Annotated in this window: 18 protein-coding genes; 12 read left to right on the forward strand and 6 right to left on the reverse strand. The window is 71.6% G+C overall.

From position 1 onward, the window contains the following. The first annotated feature begins 79 nt into the window (after positions 1–79). Positions 80–631, forward strand: coding sequence for an excisionase family DNA-binding protein (locus CKO43_RS13635; protein ID WP_200230529.1), 552 nt, complete (start codon positions 80–82; stop codon positions 629–631). On the opposite strand, the gene ybaK is transcribed toward CKO43_RS13635, so the two are convergent. Together ybaK and CKO43_RS13645 are read right to left on the reverse strand one after the other, a co-directional pair. Further along, complete coding sequence (ybaK, locus tag CKO43_RS13640) at positions 632–1,126, reverse strand: Cys-tRNA(Pro) deacylase (RefSeq protein WP_200230526.1); 495 nt, start codon at positions 1,124–1,126, stop codon at positions 632–634. Positions 1,127–1,136: 10 nt separating this feature from the next. Further along, positions 1,137–2,198 carry an aldo/keto reductase gene (locus tag CKO43_RS13645; RefSeq protein ID WP_200378983.1) on the reverse strand — a complete coding sequence of 354 codons (1,062 nt, stop codon included), beginning with the start codon at positions 2,196–2,198 and terminating at the stop codon, positions 1,137–1,139. Positions 2,199–2,256: 58 nt separating this feature from the next. On the opposite strand from CKO43_RS13645, the gene CKO43_RS13650 reads away from it, so the two are divergent. From CKO43_RS13650 to CKO43_RS13660, 3 genes are read left to right on the forward strand one after another with little or no spacing between them, the layout of a single operon-like run. Next, positions 2,257–2,811 (forward strand): DUF2975 domain-containing protein, encoded by a 555-nt coding sequence (locus CKO43_RS13650; RefSeq protein WP_200230521.1) that lies wholly within the window; start codon positions 2,257–2,259, stop codon positions 2,809–2,811. A 2-nt stretch (positions 2,812–2,813) separates the two neighbouring features. Continuing rightward, the gene (locus CKO43_RS13655) at positions 2,814–3,041 is read left to right on the forward strand and encodes a helix-turn-helix domain-containing protein (protein WP_200230519.1); all 228 of its coding nucleotides are present in this window, start codon (positions 2,814–2,816) and stop codon (positions 3,039–3,041) included. Then, the gene (locus CKO43_RS13660) at positions 3,031–3,597 is read left to right on the forward strand and encodes a hypothetical protein (protein ID WP_200378984.1); all 567 of its coding nucleotides are present in this window, start codon (positions 3,031–3,033) and stop codon (positions 3,595–3,597) included. The genes CKO43_RS13655 and CKO43_RS13660 overlap by 11 nt, the downstream gene beginning before the upstream one ends. Here the strand turns inward: CKO43_RS13660 and CKO43_RS13665 are convergent. Further along, the gene (locus CKO43_RS13665; RefSeq protein WP_200378985.1) at positions 3,588–5,306 is read right to left on the reverse strand and encodes an acyl-CoA synthetase; all 1,719 of its coding nucleotides are present in this window, start codon (positions 5,304–5,306) and stop codon (positions 3,588–3,590) included. The genes CKO43_RS13660 and CKO43_RS13665 overlap by 10 nt on opposite strands. 138 nt (positions 5,307–5,444) lie before the next feature. Between CKO43_RS13665 and CKO43_RS13670 the strand changes: the two genes are divergently transcribed. Continuing rightward, positions 5,445–6,566, forward strand: a complete 1,122-nt coding sequence (locus CKO43_RS13670) for an HD-GYP domain-containing protein (protein ID WP_200378986.1) — start codon at positions 5,445–5,447, stop codon at positions 6,564–6,566. Here the strand turns inward: CKO43_RS13670 and CKO43_RS13675 are convergent, their stop codons facing one another. After that, a complete protein-coding gene (locus CKO43_RS13675) occupies positions 6,567–7,055 on the reverse strand; it encodes a GNAT family N-acetyltransferase (protein WP_200378987.1) in 489 nt (162 codons plus the stop codon). Positions 7,056–7,115: 60 nt separating this feature from the next. Between CKO43_RS13675 and CKO43_RS13680 the strand changes: the two genes are divergently transcribed. The 6 genes from CKO43_RS13680 (at position 7,116) to CKO43_RS13705 (ending at position 14,349) form a co-directional block, all read left to right on the forward strand. Next, entirely contained in the window at positions 7,116–8,036 is a 921-nt protein-coding gene (locus tag CKO43_RS13680; RefSeq protein ID WP_200230508.1) for an alpha/beta fold hydrolase, read from the forward strand. A gap of 107 nt (positions 8,037–8,143) precedes the next feature. Beyond that, a protein-coding gene (gene prfB, locus CKO43_RS13685) for a peptide chain release factor 2 (protein ID WP_200230506.1) occupies positions 8,144–9,248 on the forward strand; the annotation gives its coding sequence in 2 pieces (ribosomal slippage) (positions 8,144–8,224 and positions 8,226–9,248; 1,104 coding nt in all). Continuing rightward, positions 9,248–9,922 (forward strand): HAD family hydrolase, encoded by a 675-nt coding sequence (locus CKO43_RS13690; protein WP_200378988.1) that lies wholly within the window; start codon positions 9,248–9,250, stop codon positions 9,920–9,922. The genes prfB and CKO43_RS13690 overlap by 1 nt, the downstream gene beginning before the upstream one ends. Next, positions 9,915–12,572, forward strand: coding sequence for an aminopeptidase N (gene pepN / locus CKO43_RS13695; RefSeq protein WP_200378989.1), 2,658 nt, complete (start codon positions 9,915–9,917; stop codon positions 12,570–12,572). Before CKO43_RS13690 ends, pepN begins: the two co-directional genes overlap by 8 nt. Then, positions 12,569–13,579, forward strand: a complete 1,011-nt coding sequence (locus CKO43_RS13700) for a class 1 fructose-bisphosphatase (protein WP_200230499.1) — start codon at positions 12,569–12,571, stop codon at positions 13,577–13,579. The genes pepN and CKO43_RS13700 overlap by 4 nt, the downstream gene beginning before the upstream one ends. An 83-nt stretch (positions 13,580–13,662) precedes the next feature. Continuing rightward, complete coding sequence (locus CKO43_RS13705) at positions 13,663–14,349, forward strand: response regulator transcription factor (protein ID WP_200230497.1); 687 nt, start codon at positions 13,663–13,665, stop codon at positions 14,347–14,349. A 10-nt stretch (positions 14,350–14,359) separates the two neighbouring features. Here CKO43_RS13705 and CKO43_RS13710 read toward each other — a convergent pair whose 3' ends face one another. Together CKO43_RS13710 and CKO43_RS13715 are read right to left on the reverse strand one after the other, a co-directional pair. Further along, complete coding sequence (locus CKO43_RS13710; RefSeq protein WP_200378990.1) at positions 14,360–15,766, reverse strand: sensor histidine kinase; 1,407 nt, start codon at positions 15,764–15,766, stop codon at positions 14,360–14,362. A gap of 299 nt (positions 15,767–16,065) precedes the next feature. Continuing rightward, positions 16,066–16,710 carry a TetR/AcrR family transcriptional regulator gene (locus tag CKO43_RS13715; protein WP_346728255.1) on the reverse strand — a complete coding sequence of 215 codons (645 nt, stop codon included), beginning with the start codon at positions 16,708–16,710 and terminating at the stop codon, positions 16,066–16,068. 84 nt (positions 16,711–16,794) lie between these two features. Between CKO43_RS13715 and CKO43_RS13720 the strand changes: the two genes are divergently transcribed. Further along, a partial coding sequence (locus tag CKO43_RS13720) for a TolC family protein (RefSeq protein ID WP_200378991.1) occupies positions 16,795–17,623 on the forward strand: 829 nt, incomplete at its 3' end.

The raw sequence follows: 17,623 nt of genomic DNA on the forward strand, positions 1-17,623 counted from the left end.
CTGCCGCCCCCCGGGGGACGCGCCGTCGAGCAGGTCGGTGGGGCAGGGAGCCCTTCAGACGACAACCCGGCAGTGCTGCATGCAACGAAAAACAATCACGACAGCCCAAGCGGCGGAACGCCTGGGTGTTTCTCCGCAGACGATCCAGAAGTGGGTCGACGCCGGCCACCTGCCGGCCTGGAAGACGATGGGCGGCCACCGCCGTCTCGACGCCGAAGCCGTCGAGCGCATGGTGGCCGAGCGCCGCTCCCGCATCGAAGCGGCCGACGGTGTCGAATCGATCATGCTCGTCGAGGATGACCCGGTCACCTCGGCGCTGATCGAATCCCAGCTGCTGGACCTGCGGCCCCAGGCGCGCCTGCGTGTCTTCGGCGACGGCTTCACCGCGCTGCTGGACGCCGGCCGCGACGTGCCCGACTGGCTGATCACGGACATCGACCTGCCCGGCCTCGACGGCCTGCAGATGATCCGCAAGCTGCGCGAGAACCCGGCGACGCAGAAGATGCGCATCGTGCTCGCCACCAGCCACAGCGGCCCCGCGCTCGAGCGTTTCGGGCCGCTGCCCGAGGGCATCCCGCTGCTGTTCAAGCCGCTGACGCCCGAGGCGCTGGCGGCGGCGATGGGCGGCTGATCAGGCCGCGAGCGCGCAGTTCACTGCCTGCGCGCCCACCGCCTGCGGCAGCACGCGCGGGTCGATGCCGACCAGGAACCCGCGGCGCCCGCCGTTGATCAGGATGCGCGGCAGCTCGAGCACGCTCGCCTCGACGTAGACCGGCATGGCCTTCTTCGTGCCGAAGGGCGAGGTGCCGCCGACGAGGTAGCCGCTGTGGCGCTGCGCGACATCCGGCTTGCACGGTTCGACCGACTTCACGCCGATCTCGCGCGCCAGGTTCTTGGTGCTGACCTGGCGGTCGCCGTGCATCAGCACCACCAGCGGCTGGGTGCGTTCATCCTGCATCACCAGCGTTTTCACGACCTCGTGCTCGGGCACGCCGAGCTGGCGCGCCGACTCGGCGGTGCCGCCGTGGTCGACGTAGTCGTAGACGTGTTCGCTGAACTCGATGCCGGCGCGGCGCAGGAACTGCGTCGCCGGGGTTTCGCTGACGTGGTGGTTCTTCTTCGCCATGGTCTCGTCTTCACTGGGCGGGGTCGCGGTGGCGCCAGCGGATGGCGTCGATCCCGGCCAGCAGTTCGGGCGTCAGCTGGACGGCCCAGGCGGCCACGTCCTCCTCGAGCTGCGCGATGCTGGTGACGCCGATGATGGTGCTGGCGACACGCCAGTTGCGATAGCAGAAAGCCAGCGCCAGCTGCGCCGGCGTCAGCCCGTGGCGGCGGGCGAGCGCGTTGTACTCGCGCGCCGCGGCCAGCGCCTCGTCGCGCGCCCATCGCTGCAGCCGCATGCTGGCGAACTGCGCCAGGCGCCCGGTGGCCGCCGGCGCGGCATCGAAGCCGCTGGCGTCGTACTTGCCGGTGAGCGCGCCGAAACCCAGCGGCGAATACGCCAGCAGCCCGACGCCGCTGCGGTGCAGCGCCTCGTCCAGGCCGTTGTCGACCGAGCGGTTCACCAGCGCGTACGGGTTCTGCACGCTGACGACACGCGGCAGGCCGTGCTGCTCGGCCAGGCGCACGAACTCCAGCAGCCCCCACGGCGTCTCGTTGGACAGGCCGATGTGCCGCACCTTGCCGGCCTTGACCAGGCCGGCAAGGGCGTCCAGCTGCTCGCGGATGCCGGTCTGCTCGCGGTCCTTGGCCGGGTCGAAGTACAGGCCGCCGAACATCGGCGCGTTGCGGTTCGGCCAGTGGATCTGGTAGAGGTCGATGACGTCCGTCTGCAGCCGCGCCAGGCTGGCGTCGCAGGCGCCGACGATGTCGGACGGCGCCAGGTCGGCCGCGCCGCCGCGGATCCAGTCCATGTTGCGCGACGGCCCGGCGACCTTGCTCGCGACGACGAGGCGCTGGCGCAGCCCGGGGCGCGCGGCCAGCCAGTTGCCGATGATGGTCTCGGTCGCGCCCTGCGTTTCGCGCCGCGCCGGCACCGGGTACATCTCGGCGGCGTCGAGGAAATCGATGCCGAGTTCGACGGCTCGGTCGAGGATGGCGTGGGCGTCGGCTTGCCCGACCTGCTCGCCGAAGGTCATCGTGCCCAGGCAGATGCGCGAGACGCGCGGGCCGTCCAGGCCCAGAGTCGTGGTGTCCATGATGGAAGTGTGCCGCAGCCGGCTTGCCATCGATAACTTATCGTTTTACGATAATTAGATGCCATCCGACGATATTGAACCGAGGTCGCGGCGTTTGCGCCGGCTTTGCCGCTTCGTGCGCGGCGCGGTGTTGCTGGCGGCCGTGGTGCTGCTCGCCTGGCCCTTGGTGCTGGCGGCCAGGCCGGAACTGCTGGCGGAGATCGGGCGCCAATCGGCCGGGCTGCAGGAGCATCCGCTGACGCTGGACGCACGCGGCCAGGCGCTGGCGATCGCGGCGATGCTGCCGCCGACGGCCCTGGGCCTGCTGCTGTGCAGCCTGCTGTGGCGGCTATTCGGCGCCTACCAGCGCGGGCAGGCGCTGAGCGCCGGGGCGCAGCGTCGGCTGCAGCAGGTGGGCGCGACACTGCTCGCGCTGGCGCTGGTGCAGCCGCTGTCCGACGCCGCGCTGTCGGTGGCGCTGACGATAGGCAACCCGCCGGGCCAGCGCCTGCTGACGCTGGGCTTCGACAGCGGCGACTACCTGCTGGTCGTCGTCGCGGTGACGATCCTCGCAGTGGCCACCGCGATGCACGAGGCGGTACGTGCCGCCGAAGAGAACCGCGGCTTCGTCTGACGATGGCGATCGTCGTGCACCTGGACCTGATGCTGGCGCGCCGCAAGATGCGCTCGCGCGAACTGGCCGAGCGCATCGGCATCACCGAGGCCAACGTCTCGCTGCTCAAGAGCGGCAAGGTGCGCGGCGTGCGCTTCGAGACGCTGTCGCGCATCTGCGAGGTGCTCGAGTGCCAGCCCGGCGACCTGCTCGCCTGGGTACCGGGCGACGAGCCGGGCGGTGAAGACTGAGCGCCGCGCCGCCGCGGCGGCGGTGCTCGCGGCGCACGCGCTGCTGCTGGCCGGCCTGGCGAGCCTGCTGCCGCCGCGGGAGCGTCAAGTCGCCGCACCGGCTTCGGTCAGCTGGTTGCGCCTGCTGACGGACAGCCCGAAGCCGCAGCCGGACGCGCCGCCGGGACGCGAGCGCCCGCGTTTGCCCGCGGCGCCGGCGCGCAGCGCCCAACTCGCGCTGCAGGCGCCGGCTGCCGCCGCCCTGCCCTCGGCCGCCACGCCGGCAGCCGAGCCTGCGGCACCGGCGCCGCTGCTGCTGACGCTGCCGCGTGGCGGCGCGGCCCGTGTCGAACGTTCGCCGGCGCTGGACGATGCGCGTGCCAACACCCCACGCCCGAACCTGGAGACACGCATCGCGAAGACGCTGGAGAAGGACTGGACCGAGGAACTGCTGCCCGACGGTAGCCGGCGCTACCGCCGCGGCACCGACTGCGTCGTCGTCAAGGACTCGCGCATCGCCGTGCTCGACCCGTTCAGCCTGGTGGCGCGCAACGCCCGCATGGCTGGCTATTGCTGAAGCCGGGCGCGCGCCCGATCCTCCTCCTGCAGCCGCAGCACGCGGCGCTGCAGCTTGCCGGTGGTCGTCATCGGCAGCGCCTCGATGAACTCGATCTCCTTCGGGTACTCGTAGGGCGCCAGGCGCGCGCGCACGTGCTGCTGCAGCTCGCCCACGAGTGCCTCGTCGCCCTGCACGCCCGCGGCCAGCACGACGTAGGCCTTGACCACGGCGCCGCGTTCGGCGTCGGGCTTGGGCACGACGGCGGCGTTGGCCACCGCCGGGTGCTTGACCAGGCAGTTCTCGATCTCGCTCGGGCCGATGCGGTAGCCGGCGGCCTTGAAGACGTCGTCGCTGCGGCCCTGGTACCAGAGGTAGCCGTCGGCATCCATGACCGCGGTGTCGCCGCTGCGGCACCAGCTCGCGGCCGGGTCGCCGGTGTACTTGGCGCGTGTGGCAGCCTCGTTGCGCCAGTAGCCGAGGAAGAAGACCGGGTCCGGGTCGCCGTGGCGGTCCAGCCGGTGCAGCGCGACGTCGCCGGGCACGCCGGGCGCGCATTCGCGGCCTTCGTCGTCGAGCACGGCGATGCGGTGGCCGGGGTAGGCGCGGCCCATGCTGCCAGGCCGCGCCGGCCAGCCCGGCACGACGCGGCCGTCGGCGTCGACGCTGAGCGCGCAGTTGCCGACGATGTAGTTCATCTCGGTCTGACCGAACATCTCGTTGACCGGCACGCCCAGCGCGTCGCGGCACCAGCCGAAGACGGCGTCGCCGACGGCTTCGCCGGCGCTCATCAGCGCCTGCAGCTTCAGCTCGTAACGCGAGCGCGGCTCGGGCACCGCTTTCATCATCGCCTTGAGCGCCGTCGGGAACAGAAAGCTGTGCGTGACGCCGTGGCGCTGCATCAGCTCGAAGGCACGCTCGGGCTGGAAGCGGCCGCGAAAGCCGACGATCTCGCGGCCGAAGTACAGCGTCGGCAGCAGCGCGTCCATCAGGCCGCCGGTCCAGGCCCAGTCGGCCGGGCTCCAGAACACCGCGTCGCCGGCGAAGCCGTTCTGGCTGCAGACGAAACCCGGCAGGTTGCCCAGCAGCGCCCGGTGCGGGATCAGCGCGCCCTTGGGCGGGCCGGTGGTGCCGCTGGTGTAGATCAGCAGCGCCGCGTCGTCGGCTGTGGTGTCCACCGGCGCGAAACCTGGCAGGCCGTCGGCCAGCAGCGCGCGCCAGCCGAGATCGGCGGCGCTTTCGGCCGCGCCGACACCGACGATCAGCGCCAGCGCCGGGCAGTCGCCGCGCAGTGCCAGCAGCTGCGCGATCGTGGCGTCGTCGGCGACGGCGGCGACGGCGCCGCTGTCGGCCAGGCGCCAGACCAGCGCCTCGGGCCCGAACAGCACCGACAGCGGCATCGCCACCGCGCCCAGCATCGCGCAGCCCATCAGCGCGACCGCGGTCTCGGGCCGCTGCGCCAGCACGATGGCGACACGCTCGCCACGCTGCACGCCGCGACGCGCCAGCGCGGCGGCGAAAGCACGCGCCTGGGCGTCGAGCCCGGCATAGCTCAGGCGGCCGGATGCGCCGGCCTCGTCCTCCCAGCGGATCGCGTTGCGGCCGCTCGCCGCCCAGCGCGTGCAGCAGGCGTGGGCGAGGTTGAAGTCGGGCGGTACCTGCCAGCGCCAGGCCTGGTGCAGTTGTTCGTGGGCGTCGCGGCCATCGTTGCCGCCGGGGTCGGTTTGCATCGTCCCAGCTTATGGGCAGGTGCTGCGCTCGTGCACCGGGGGCTTCACCGAGACCGTCAAGTTCCGCCGCCAGGCGCCGAAATGACTGCGGTGCAGGCAGCAGCACTGGTGCCGCTGCCGACGTCGAAGACAGGGCCCATGTCCTACACCGCGCTTTCCGCCGTCGCCCATCGCATCCAGGTCGGTCAACCGTTGCCGTTCAACGTGCGCAACGCCGACCGCACGCTGCTGCTCGCCCGCGGCCACCGCGTCGCCGACGCCGGGCAGCTGCAGGCGCTGATGGACCGCGGCGCGCTCGTCGACCTGTCCGAACTGCTGGGCGAGCGTGAACGCCTGGGCCAGCTCGCACGCGAGCAGCTGCCGGGCCTGTGGCGCGAGGGCCTGGGCCGCGTCGCCGACGCGCTGCAGCGGGCGCCGCAGGAGGGCCTGGACGAGGCGCTGACCGAAGCCAGCCAGCCGGTGCTGGCGCTGATCGAACGCGACCCCGACCTGGCGATCTTCCAGGTGCTGCGCCAGGAAGGCGGCGAACGGGCCGCCTACGGCGTGCGGCGCTCGTTCGGCGCCGCCATCGCCGCCTACCTCGTCGCGCGGCGCCTGTGCTGGGACGGCGACACGCTGGAACGTGTGTTCAAGGCCGGGCTGACGATGAACCTGGCGATGCTCGAGCTGCAAGGCGAACTCGCCGAGCAGCGCGGGCCGATGACGCCGGCGCAGTACGCCACCGTGCTGCGCCATCCCAGGCGCGGGCGCGAGATGCTCGAGCTCGCCGGCATAGACGACCGCGACTGGCTGCTCGCCGTCGAGCGCCACCACGAGGTCGAGGACGGCAGCGGCTACCCGACCGGCACCAGCGAGGTCGGCGAGATCGCCTCGCTGCTGCGGCGCGTCGACACCTACACCGCCAAGCTGGCGGCACGCGGCCACCGCGCCGCGCTCGCCGCCGACGTCGCCGGGCGCCAGATGTTCATGCAGGACCCCGGCCACCCGATGACCGCGGCGCTGATCAAGGAGTTCGGCATCTACCCGCCGGGCTGCTTCGTGCGCCTGGTGTCGGGCGCGCTGGGCGTCGTCGTCGGCCGCGGGCCGACCGTGGCCTGCCCCATCGTCGCCTGCCTGATCGGCCCCGGCGGCCGGCCGCTGCCGGCACCGCTGCGTGTGGACACCTCGGAGCACCGGCACACGGTCTCGGGTGTCGTCGGCGACCACGCCTTCGGCCGCGAGTTCACGGCCGGCGAGCTGATGCAGCTGGCGCTGGCCTGATCAGCGCGCGAACCGCGCCAGCGCCTCGCCGCTGACGCGGCAGATGCGCCAGTCGGGCAGCACGCTCGCGCCCATGCGGCGGTAAAAGCCGATCGCGGCCTCGTTCCAGTCGAGCACGCTCCACTCGAAACGGCCGCAGCCGCGTTCGACCGCGAGCGCGCCCAGGTGTTCCAGCAGCGCCTGGCCGACGCCATGGCCGCGCCAGGCCGGCTGCACGTACAGGTCTTCCAGGTAGAGCCCGGGTTTGGCGAGGAAGGTCGAGAAGTTGGTGAAGAAAAGCGCGAAGCCGATCACCACGCCCTCGGCTTCGGCGACGACGGCCTCGGCGACCGGGCGCGCGCCGAACAGCTGCGGCTCCAGCGCCGCGGGCGTGGCTTCGCAGACGTGGGAGAGCTGCTCGAACGCGGCCAGCTCGTGGATCAGGCCGGCGATGGCCAGCAGGTCGCGGCGTTCGGCCGCGCGCAAGGCGTACGGGGCGGGCGTGGTCATGGGGGGCATTGTCTCGTGCCGGACAAGCAGACCCGGCCGCCGCCGCCTAGCATCGGGGGCATGAACGCCGCCGTATACCGCCCCCGCCGCCCCGCGCAGCACGAGTTCGTCGCCCTTCGCGGCCTGCGCTACCACGTGCGCCGCTGGGGCGACAGCGCGCCCGAAGGCACGCGCCCGCTGGTGATGCTGCACGGCTGGATGGATTGCGGCGCCTCGTTCCAGTTCGTCGTCGACGCGCTCGCCGAGGCCGAGGGCCGGCAGCGCCTGGTGCTGGCGCCCGACTGGCGCGGTTTCGGCCTGACCGAGGTGCCCGCGGCCGACAGCTACTGGTTCCCGGACTACCTGGCCGACCTGGACGCGCTGCTGGACACGCTGGCGCCCGACGGCGCCGTCGACCTGCTGGGCCACAGCATGGGCGGCAACATCGTCATGGCCTACGCCGGCGTGCGCCCGCAACGTGTGCGCCGCATCGTCAACGTCGAGGGTTACGGCCTGCCGGCGACCACGCCCGAGGAGGCGCCGGCGCGCCTGGCGCAGTGGCTGGACGAGCTGAAGACGCCGCAGCGGCTGCGCGACTACGCCGGTCTGGCCGAAGTGGCGCAGCGGCTGATGAAGAACAACCCGCTGCTGCCGCCGGACAAGGCGGCCTGGCTGGCGGGGCACTGGTCGGTGCCGATCGGCGATGGCCGCCGGCGGCTGCTCGCCGACCCGGCGCACAAACGCGTCAACCCGGTGCTCTACCGGCGCGACGAGGCCGTCGCCACCTGGCGCCAGGTCGCCGCGCCGCTGCTCTTCGTCGAAGGCGACCGCGGCGAGTTCGAGACCTGGTGGGGCCACCGCTACGCACGCTCCGACTTCGAGGCCCGGCTGGCGGTGGTGGCGCAGTGCGAACGCGAGCGGCTCGCGCCCTGCGGCCACATGGTGCACCACGACCAGCCCGAGGCGCTGGCGCGGCGGCTGGCGGCTTTCCTCGCGGCCTGAGCCGCGGCGCGCGGCCGGCACGGCGGCGCGGACAATCCACGGACACGCGGCGCATGCATGAGAAAATGCGCGTTTTCGCCCACGCGGCGTCGAGACCAGGCCCACACATGGACATCGAACACATCAACTCGATCGGCACGCTGCTCGCCGACCTGAGCGCCCGCACCGAGCAGCTCCGGGGGTATCTTTGACTACGACCGCAAAGCGCTGCGGCTGAACGAAGTCAATGCCGCGCTGGAGAATCCCAGCGTCTGGAACGAACCCAAGCGCGCCCAGGAACTGGGGCGCGAGAAGAAGTCGCTCGAGGACGTGGTCGGCACCATCGACCACCTCGCGCGCAACCTCGCCGACAACCTCGAACTCTTCGAGATGTCCAAGGCCGACGAGGACTTCGACGGCATCGCCGCGATCGAGGCCGAAGCACACGTGCTGCGCGAGACCGTCGAGCGGCTCGAGTTCCGCCGCATGTTCAGCAACCCGGCCGACCCGGGCAACTGCTTCGTCGACATCCAGGCCGGCGCCGGTGGCACCGAGGCCTGCGACTGGGCGAACATGCTGCTGCGCCAGTACCTGAAGTACTGCGAGAAGAAGGGCTTCAAGGCCGAGGTCATGGAAGAGACCGAGGGCGACGTCGCCGGCATCCGCAGCGCGACGCTGAAGATCGAGGGCGACTACGCCTTCGGCCATCTGCGCACCGAGACCGGCGTGCACCGCCTGGTGCGCAAGAGCCCGTTCGACTCCTCGGGCGGGCGCCACACCAGCTTCGCCAGCCTCTTCGTCTACCCCGAGGTCGACGACTCGATCGAGATCGACATCAACCCGGCCGACGTGCGCACCGACACCTTCCGCGCCTCGGGCGCGGGCGGCCAGCACATCAACAAGACCGACTCGGCGGTGCGCCTGACGCACATCCCGACCGGCATCGTCGTGCAGTGCCAGAACGACCGTTCGCAGCACCGCAACCGCGACGAGGCCTGGCAGATGCTGCGCAGCCGGCTCTACGAGCACGAGATGCGCAAGCAGATGGAAGCGCAGCAGAAGCTCGAGGACAGCAAGACCGACGTCGGCTGGGGTCACCAGATCCGCAGCTACGTGCTCGACCAGAGCCGCATCAAGGACCTGCGCACCGGCGTCGAGATCAGCAACACGCAGAAGGTCCTCGACGGCGACCTCGATCCGTTCATCGAGGCCAGCCTGAAGCAAGGCCTGTGATGGCGCGCCCGGCCGCCCTGCTCTTCGACCTGGACGGCACGCTGATCGACAGCATGCCGATCCACCACGAGGCCTGGCGGCGCTGGCACGCCGAACTCGGCCTGCCCTTCGACGACGGCGGCTTCTTCGTCGCCACCGCCGGACGCGTCAATGACGAGATCCTGCGCGAGCTGTTCCCGGCCATGCCCGACGCCGAGCGCGCCCGCCTGGCCGAGCGCAAGGAAGCGCTGTACCGCGAAGCCGCGGCCGGCACGCTGGCGCTGGTGCCGGGCGCGCGCGAACTGCTGGTCGCGGCACGCGCCGCGGGCTTCAAGCTCGCGGTCTGCACCGCCTCGCCGCTGGCCAACGTGCAGGTGGCGTTCGAGCGCTTCGCGCTGGACAGCCTCGTCGACACGCTCACCAGCCCGGCCGACGGGCTGCGTGGCAAGCCGCACCCGGACATCTTTCTCGAAGCCGCGCGGCGCCTGGGCGTTGCCGCGGACGACTGCCTCGTCTTCGAGGACGCCCCGCTGGGTGTCGAAGCAGCAGGCCGCGCCGGCATGGACGCCGTCGCGCTGACCACCACCCTGCCGGCGAGCGCGTTCGCCGGCTACCCCAATCTCCGAGCCGCGATCCCCGATTTCGCCGGTTTCGACCCGACCACACTTACCCCGCGAGAAACCCGCCATGCGTGAAGGCCCCGCCACCGTCGTGCACCGCCAGGACTACGCCGCTCCGGCGTTCTGGATCCGCCAGGTCGAACTCTGCTTCGACCTGGACCCGGTCAAGACCATCGTCTCGAGCAAGCTGCACATCGAGCGCAACCCCGCGGCCGAGCCGCAGCCGCTGAAGCTGCACGGCGAGGACATCAGCGTGCTGCGCGTGATGTCCGGCGGCGAAAGCCTGTCCTTCCGCCACGAGGACAAGCTGCTCGTCATCGACAACCCGCCGGCGGACGCGCAGTTCGTGCTCGAGATCCGCAACACCTGCAGCCCCGAGAAGAACACCCACCTGTCGGGCCTGTACACCTCGGGCGGCGGCTTCTTCACGCAGTGCGAGGCCGAGGGCTTCCGCCGCATCACCTACTTCCTCGACCGCCCCGACGTGATGGCGGTCTACACGGTGACGCTGCGCGCCGACAAGGCGAAGTACCCGGTGCTGCTGTCCAACGGCAACCTGGTCGAGCAGGGCGAACTGGACAACGGCCGCCACTTCGCCGTCTGGCACGACCCCTTCCCCAAGCCTTGCTACCTGTTCGCGCTGGTCGGTGCCGACCTGGTGTGCCGCGAGCAGAAGATCCGCACCCGCGCCGGCAAGGAGCACCTGCTGCAGGTCTTCGTGCGCCGCGGCGACCTGGGCAAGACCGAACACGCGATGGCCTCGCTGGTGGCCTCGGTCGTCTGGGACGAAGCCCGCTTCGGCCTGCCGCTGGACCTCGAACGCTTCATGATCGTCGCGGTCGAGGACTTCAACATGGGCGCGATGGAGAACAAGGGCCTGAACATCTTCAATACGAAGTACGTTCTGGCCAGCCCCGCCACCGCGACCGACGTCGACTTCGCCGGCATCGAGAGCGTCGTCGGCCATGAGTACTTCCACAACTGGACCGGCAACCGCATCACCTGCCGCGACTGGTTCCAGCTGTCGCTGAAGGAAGGCCTGACGGTGTTCCGCGACCAGGAGTTCTCGATGGACATGGCCGGCGGCGCTTCGGCGCGTGCGGTCAAACGCATCGAGGACGTGCGCGGGCTGCGCGCGGCGCAGTTCCCCGAGGACGCCGGCGCGATGGCGCACCCGGTGCGCCCCGACAGCTACGCCGCGATCGACAACTTCTACACCGCCACCGTCTACGAAAAGGGCGCCGAAGTCGTGCGCATGATGCAGACGCTGGTCGGCCGCGAAGGCTTCGAGCGCGGCATCACGCTGTACTTCGAGCGCCACGACGGCCAGGCCGTGACCTGCGACGACTTCGCGCAAGCCATCGCCGACGCCAACCCCGGCAGTGAACTCGCCGCCCGGCTGGAGACCTTCAAGCGCTGGTACGCCCAGGCCGGCACGCCGCGGCTGAAGGCGCGCGGCGCCTACGACGCCGAGGCGCGCCGCTACACGCTGACGCTGACGCAAAGTGCCGAGCCCTCGCCCGGCCAGCCGACGAAGGAGCCCTTCGTGATCCCGGTGCTGGCGGCGCTGATCGGCCGCGACGGCGGCACGCTCGCCGGCGAACGCCTGCTGGTGCTGGACACGCCCGAGCAGCAGTTCGTCTTCGAGGACGTCGCGGCCGAGCCGGTGCCGTCGCTGCTGCGCGGCTTCAGCGCGCCGGTGATCCTGGACGACGGCCTGGGCGACGCCGAGCTGCTGACGCTGCTGGCGCACGACAGCGACCCGTTCAACCGCTGGGAAGCCGGCCAGCGCCTGGCGCTGGCGCGCCTGCTGGCGGCAGTGCAGGCGCCGACGACCGAGGCGCTGGACACCCCCTTCGTCGACGCGATGCGTGCCGTGCTGCGCCATCCGGCGCTGGACCCGGCCTTCAAGGAGCTGGTGCTGACGCTGCCCAGCGAAGGCTATGTCGCCGAGCAGCTGGCGAGCTTCGACCCGCAGCGCATCCACGCGGTGCGCGAGAACTTCCGCGAGCAGCTCGCCGCGGCGCTGCAGACCGACTGGGCCGAGGCCTTCGAAGCCAACCTGGTGCAGGAAGGCTACGCGCCGACGCCGGCGCAGGCCGGCCGGCGCGCGCTCGCCAACCTGGCGCTGGCGATGCTGTGCCTGCACGCGGTGCGCAGCGGCGACGCCGTCTGGCCGGGCCGCGCCTACCAGCGTGTCAAGGACGCGAGCAACATGACCGACCGCATCGGCGCGCTCGCGGCGCTGGTGCACTCGCACTCCGAGCTGGCCGAACCGGCGCTGGCTCGTTTCCACGCGATCGCCGGCGGCGAGCCGCTGGTGGTCGACAAGTGGTTCGCGCTCCAGGCCCAGGCCAGCGAGCCGGTGGGTGCCGGCCACGGCCGCGCGTTCGCCCGCGCCAAGGCGCTGCTCAAGCACCCGGACTTTTCGCTGAAGAACCCGAACCGCGCGCGCAGCCTGGTCTTCCAGCTGTGCATGAACAACCCGGCGGCCTTCCACCGCGCCGACGCCGCCGGCTACGTGTTCTGGGCCGAGCGCCTGCTCGAGATCGACCCGATCAACCCGCAGCTGGCCGCACGCCTGGCGCGTGTGATGGACCGCTGGACGGCGCTGGCCGAGCCCTACCGCAGCGCGGCGCGCGAGGCGCTGGCGCGTGTCGCCGCCAAGCCCGACCTGAGCGACGACGTGCGCGAGGTGCTCGGCCGCGCGCTGGAGGCGCAATGATGAGGCGCGTCAGCCTGACCCAGTACCTGGTCGAGCAGCAGCGCGAGCACGGCCTGATCCCGGCGCAGCTGCGCCTCTTGATCGAGGTCGTCGCCCGTGCCTGCAAGCGCATCGCGATCGCGGTCAACAAGGGCGCGCTCGGCGACGTGCTCGGCAGCGCCGGCAGCGAGAACGTGCAGGGCGAGGTGCAGAAGAAGCTGGACATCATCAGCAACGAGGTGCTGATCGAGGCCAACGAGTGGGGCGGCCACCTCGCGGCCATGGCCAGCGAAGAGATGGACTCGATCCACGTCGTGCCCAACCGCTACCCGCAGGGCGAGTACATGCTGCTGTTCGACCCGCTGGACGGCTCGAGCAACATCGACGTCAACGTCTCGATCGGCACCATCTTCAGCGTGCTGCGCAAGGTGGGCCACACGCGCGGCGTCAGCGAGGACGACTTCCTGCAGCCCGGCAAGCACCAGGCAGCGGCCGGCTACTGCATCTACGGCCCGCAGACCATGCTGGTGCTGACGGTGGGCAACGGCGTCGTCGCCTTCACGCTGGACCGCGAGACCGGCTCCTGGGTGCTGACGCAGTCGGACATCCGCATTCCCGAGGACACGAAGGAATTCGCGATCAACATGTCCAACATGCGCCACTGGGCGCCGCCGATGCGCCGCTACGTCGACGAATGCCTGGCCGGCAAGACCGGCGAACGCGGCAAGGACTACAACATGCGCTGGGTCGCGAGCATGGTCACCGACGTGCACCGCATCCTGATGCGCGGCGGCATCTTCATGTACCCCTGGGACCAGCGAGAGCCCGACAAGCCGGGCAAGCTGCGCCTGATGTACGAGGCCAACCCGATGGCCTTCCTGGTCGAGCAGGCCGGCGGCGCGGCGACCAACGGCCACGAGCGCATCCTCGACATCGTGCCGGCCAAGCTGCACGAACGGGTGGCGGTGATGCTGGGCTCGCGCAACGAGGTCCAGCGTGTGACCGACTACCATTCCGAGGAAACGTAACGAGTTGCAATCCCGCATTCAGGTGTCGACGGCGCCCGGGCACTAGACTTGCCGGGATTCATACCCGGCCTGCCTCCGACACCATGCTTCCGAAGACGATTGCGCTGATCGACGACGACCTCGACTTCACCGATGCGTTCGCCTCCTTCCTGCGCGGGCAGGGTGTCGAGGTTCAGGTGTTCGGCGACAGCAGCGACCTGCTGGCGAGCGAATCGCCCTTCGGCTGGGACTTCTACGTCGTCGACCTGATGCTGCCGGGCGTGGTCGGCGACGAGTTGATCCGCATCCTGCGCCGGCGCACCGACGCCGGCGTGCTGGTGGTCTCGGGCAAGGTCGGTTCCTCGACCTTCGCCTCGGTCGTCGACGCTGGCGCCGACATGTACCTCGAGAAGCCGGTCTCGATGGAGCAGATCCTGCTGGTGATCCGCGCGCTGCAACGGCGCGCGGTGCTGCGCGGGCAGCGTGACCAGAGCTGGATCGTCGACCTGCGAGCGGCCCAGCTGCAGGCGCCCGACGGCGCCAAGGTCGACCTGAGCGAAGCCGATCTGGCGCTGCTGCGCTGTTTCCTCGAAGCCGACGGCGCCGTCGTCCGGCGCGACACCTTGATCGAGCGCCTGGGCCGCGACCAGTCGAACACGCTGGACAACACGCTGCACGCGACGATCTACCGGCTGCGCCGGCGCATCGAGAAGTCCTCGACCAGCCTGGTGCCGCTGCAGTCCGAGCCGCGTGTCGGCTACGTCTTCCGGGCGCCGCTGAAGTCGCTCTGACGCGCCGGCTTCAGGTGGGCTCGCGCCCCTGAGGCAGCATCAGCGTGAAGGTGCTGCCGGCTGCGCTGCTGCGGGCCTCGACGGTGCCGCCCTGCAGGCGCATCGCCTGGCGCACGATGTACAGCCCCAGGCCCTGGCCGTGCACGTCGTGGCGGCCGCGCACGCCGCGTTCGAACAGCCGCGGCAGCAGCGTCGGCGCGATGCCCGGCCCGTCGTCGCAGACTTCGAAGATCAAGGCCAGCGGCTCGTCGCTGTCGGCCAGGCGCAGCGTGATGGTGCTGCCGGGCGTGGCGTAGGCGAGCGCGTTGCTCAGCAGGTTGCGCAGCGCCAGGCGCATCAGCGCCACGTCGAGCGCTGCGGTGCGCACCGCGCTGTCGCGCTGCACGCGCACGCGCCCGCGGCCCTCGTCGGGCAGGTCGCCGAGCGCCAGCTCGAGCAGCATGTCCAGGTCGGTGTCGCGCAGCGGCGGCGGCTGCGCCTGGATCAGCCGGGTCGACACCGCCAGCGTGTTGTCCAGCGAACGCGTGATCTCGCGCAGCACGCTGCGCGCCCGCTCCAGCGCGGCGACGGGCGCCGCGCCGTGCAGTGCGTCGGCCGCGCCCTTGAGCACCGCCTGCGCGTTGTGCAGCGGCTGGCGCACCTCGTGCGAGATCACGCGCAGCAGTTCCTGGCGCTCCTCGGACAAGGTCTTCAGCTCGGCCGCCTGGCGTTCGGCCAGCTCGCGCCCCTCGGTCGCCGCGGCCAGCTCGACGCTGCGCACCCGCGCGCGGCGTTCGGCCATCTCGATGGCGAAGCCGACGTAACCCAGGTTGGCCCAGAGCGCGGCCAGCATCCAGGCGAGCAGGATCAGCTCGGTGTCGATGGCCGGCGCGGCGGGCGCGCCGCCACCGAGCAGCAGCGAGGCCAGCCGCAGGAACAGCACCAGCGCCACCACGCCGTAGCTCCAGCCAACCATGCGCGCGCTGCGGCTGGCGCGCACCCGGCCCAGCGCCTGGGCCTCGACACACAGCGCCAGCGACGCGAGCATGTTGAAACACACGTTGCCCAGCACGCGCCACTGCGGGCCCACGGCGTCCAGCAGCGGCACCGCGGTGCTGGCGCCCAGCACCGCCAAGCCCAGCACCGCCAGCGGCAGCGTCTGCTCGCGTTCGCTGCGCAGCGCCGCCCAACGCAGCGCGAAGCCGGCATAACCGCAGACGTTGGCGACGACGATCATCGGCACGTGAGGCAGCAGCCCGCGCGCGGCGTAGAGCAGCATCATCAGCCCCGCCAGCGCCGAGCCCGAGCACCACAGCAGCGTGCTGCGGCGGCTGTGGCGTCCGGTGAGCACGGTCCAGACCGCGGCCGCCAGCGCCAGATGCAGCAGCCCGATCAGGAACCAGGAGGTCGTGGCGTCTAAGGGCAGGGGTCGCAGCATGGCGGCGGAGCATAGCCGCGCCGCCGGCGCTCAGAAGGTGTGACAGAACCCGGCGTGCCCGCGACGGGGTGCAGCCGGGAGTCGGGCAAGGCGCGTCGCGCAGCCGGTACTCGATGTACCGGCAAGCGGCGCAACGCCGTCCGGCGCCCGGATGTGCCCCGTCCCGCAGGGGCGAGCCGACGAGCGACCCCGAGGCGATGCCGGGCGCGCTGCGATCAGCGCCGAGACGGCGTCGCGCCGTCGCGCGTTCGGGGTCGCTGGCGGATCGACGCGGGCGTGGCGGGTTCTGTCACACCTTCTCAGCCGGCCAGGCGTGTGGCCGGGTCGAGCAGCTCGACCAGCAGGTCCTCGTGCGCCCGGCGCCAGCGCGCGAGTTCGGCCGCGTCGGGCTCGCCGAGCAGCAGTTCGCGCGTCGCCATGTGCACCAGCGGCGACAGCGCCAGCCAGGGCGCACGCGACAGCACGCTGGGCGTCGCGCCGGCCGCCACGCGCGCGGCCAGCGCACGCTGCAGCAAGGCCTCGTACGGCCCCAGCACCTGGCGGTCCCAGAACTCGAGCAGGTGGCCCACCCGTTCGCGCTCGGCGATCATCAGCCACAGCATGCGCAGCCCCGACGGTTCGGCGAACTGGCCGTACAGGCGTTCGACCAGCCAGGCGGCGAACTCGCGCGAGGGCACGCGGGCGTCGGGCTCGGGCATGCCTTCCAGCGACGGCGGCGTCAGCGAGCGCCGCAGCAGCGCCTCGAAGACCGCGTCCTTGCTGCCGAAGTGCGCATACAGCCCGCCTTTGGAAAGGCCAGCCCGGCGCGCAATCTCGTCCATGCGAGTATCGGCATAACCGCGCTCGCAGAACTCGACCAGTGCGGCGTCGAGGATCTGCTGCATGCGTACCGCCGGCGACAGCCGGCGCCGCGGTGTGCCGTTGGAGTCCTTGTCTGCGTCCACGCCGCGATGTTAGCTCGGCACCACGAGGGGGGTTCACTACCGACTCACCGGTCGTTAAGATGCGGACTGACGGAAGGACCTTGCATGACCCGAAGACAGGCGCAGGCCGTGGCCCGCGGCGAGACGCGCGCGACAGCCCCCGGGCCGATCGCCGGCCGCACGGCGCTGCGGCTGACGACCCCGATCGTGATCGCCGTCCTGGCCGCCGCCTGCGCGGCGCCGGCGGACCGCGGCGCCCCGCCCTCGCCCGGCGAGCCGCCGCCGACGCTCGGCGCAGCGGCCGACGCCGCGGCCCGGGTGCCGGGCTGGCGCGGCTACTTCGCCGACCCGGCACTGCAGCAGCTGATCGCCCAGGCGCTGGAGAACAACCGCGACCTGCGCATCGCCGCGCGCCGCGTCGACGAGGCGCGTGCCGGCTACGGCCTGCAGCGTGCCGACGAAGGCCCGACCATCGGCCTGCAGTCGCGCGGCATCCGCTACCACACGCCGGCCGACCTGAGCCTGACGCGCCAGGAGAGCACCGGCGGCGCGCAGAGCGCGGGCCTGGGTTTCTCGAGCTGGGAGCTCGACCTCTTCGGCCGCCTGCGCGCCCAGAGCGACAGTGCGCGCGAACGCTGGCTCGCCAGCGAAGCGGCGCAGCGTGCCGTCGCGCTGCAGCTCGTCGCCCAGGTCGCCGACGGCTACTACACGCTGTGCGAACTCGACGAGCGCCTGGCGCTGGCCGACGAGACCGTCGCCAGCCGCAGCGAGAGCCTGCGCATCACACGCCGCCGCGTCGAGGTCGGCTCGAGCTCGAAGCTGACGCTGCTGCAGGTGCAGACGCTGCTGACGCAGGCGCAGTCGCTGGCGGCGCAGCTGCAGCGCGAACGCGCGGCCCAGGTCGAGGCGCTGGCGCTGCTGGCCGGTGCCCGCC

It is taken from the genome of Rubrivivax gelatinosus, assembly GCF_016583785.1.
GTDB classification, from domain to species: Bacteria; Pseudomonadota; Gammaproteobacteria; order Burkholderiales; family Burkholderiaceae_C; genus Rubrivivax; species Rubrivivax gelatinosus_B.

Bases quoted from the DNA above. Each gene is read 5' to 3' on its own strand.
- CKO43_RS13700 (WP_200230499.1), top strand. From the start codon at position 12,569: ATGATGAGGCGCGTCAGCCTGACCCAGTACCTGGTCGAGCAGCAGCGC.
- CKO43_RS13650 (WP_200230521.1), top strand. From the start codon at position 2,257: ATGCCATCCGACGATATTGAACCGAGGTCGCGGCGTTTGCGCCGGCTT.
- CKO43_RS13710 (WP_200378990.1), bottom strand. From the start codon at position 15,766: ATGCTGCGACCCCTGCCCTTAGACGCCACGACCTCCTGGTTCCTGATC.
- CKO43_RS13655 (WP_200230519.1), top strand. From the start codon at position 2,814: ATGGCGATCGTCGTGCACCTGGACCTGATGCTGGCGCGCCGCAAGATG.
- ybaK (WP_200230526.1), bottom strand. From the start codon at position 1,126: ATGGCGAAGAAGAACCACCACGTCAGCGAAACCCCGGCGACGCAGTTC.
- CKO43_RS13675 (WP_200378987.1), bottom strand. From the start codon at position 7,055: ATGACCACGCCCGCCCCGTACGCCTTGCGCGCGGCCGAACGCCGCGAC.
- CKO43_RS13665 (WP_200378985.1), bottom strand. From the start codon at position 5,306: ATGCAAACCGACCCCGGCGGCAACGATGGCCGCGACGCCCACGAACAA.
- pepN (WP_200378989.1), top strand. From the start codon at position 9,915: ATGCGTGAAGGCCCCGCCACCGTCGTGCACCGCCAGGACTACGCCGCT.
- CKO43_RS13705 (WP_200230497.1), top strand. From the start codon at position 13,663: ATGCTTCCGAAGACGATTGCGCTGATCGACGACGACCTCGACTTCACC.
- CKO43_RS13680 (WP_200230508.1), top strand. From the start codon at position 7,116: ATGAACGCCGCCGTATACCGCCCCCGCCGCCCCGCGCAGCACGAGTTC.
- CKO43_RS13645 (WP_200378983.1), bottom strand. From the start codon at position 2,198: ATGGACACCACGACTCTGGGCCTGGACGGCCCGCGCGTCTCGCGCATC.
- CKO43_RS13670 (WP_200378986.1), top strand. From the start codon at position 5,445: ATGTCCTACACCGCGCTTTCCGCCGTCGCCCATCGCATCCAGGTCGGT.
- CKO43_RS13635 (WP_200230529.1), top strand. From the start codon at position 80: ATGCAACGAAAAACAATCACGACAGCCCAAGCGGCGGAACGCCTGGGT.
- CKO43_RS13690 (WP_200378988.1), top strand. From the start codon at position 9,248: ATGGCGCGCCCGGCCGCCCTGCTCTTCGACCTGGACGGCACGCTGATC.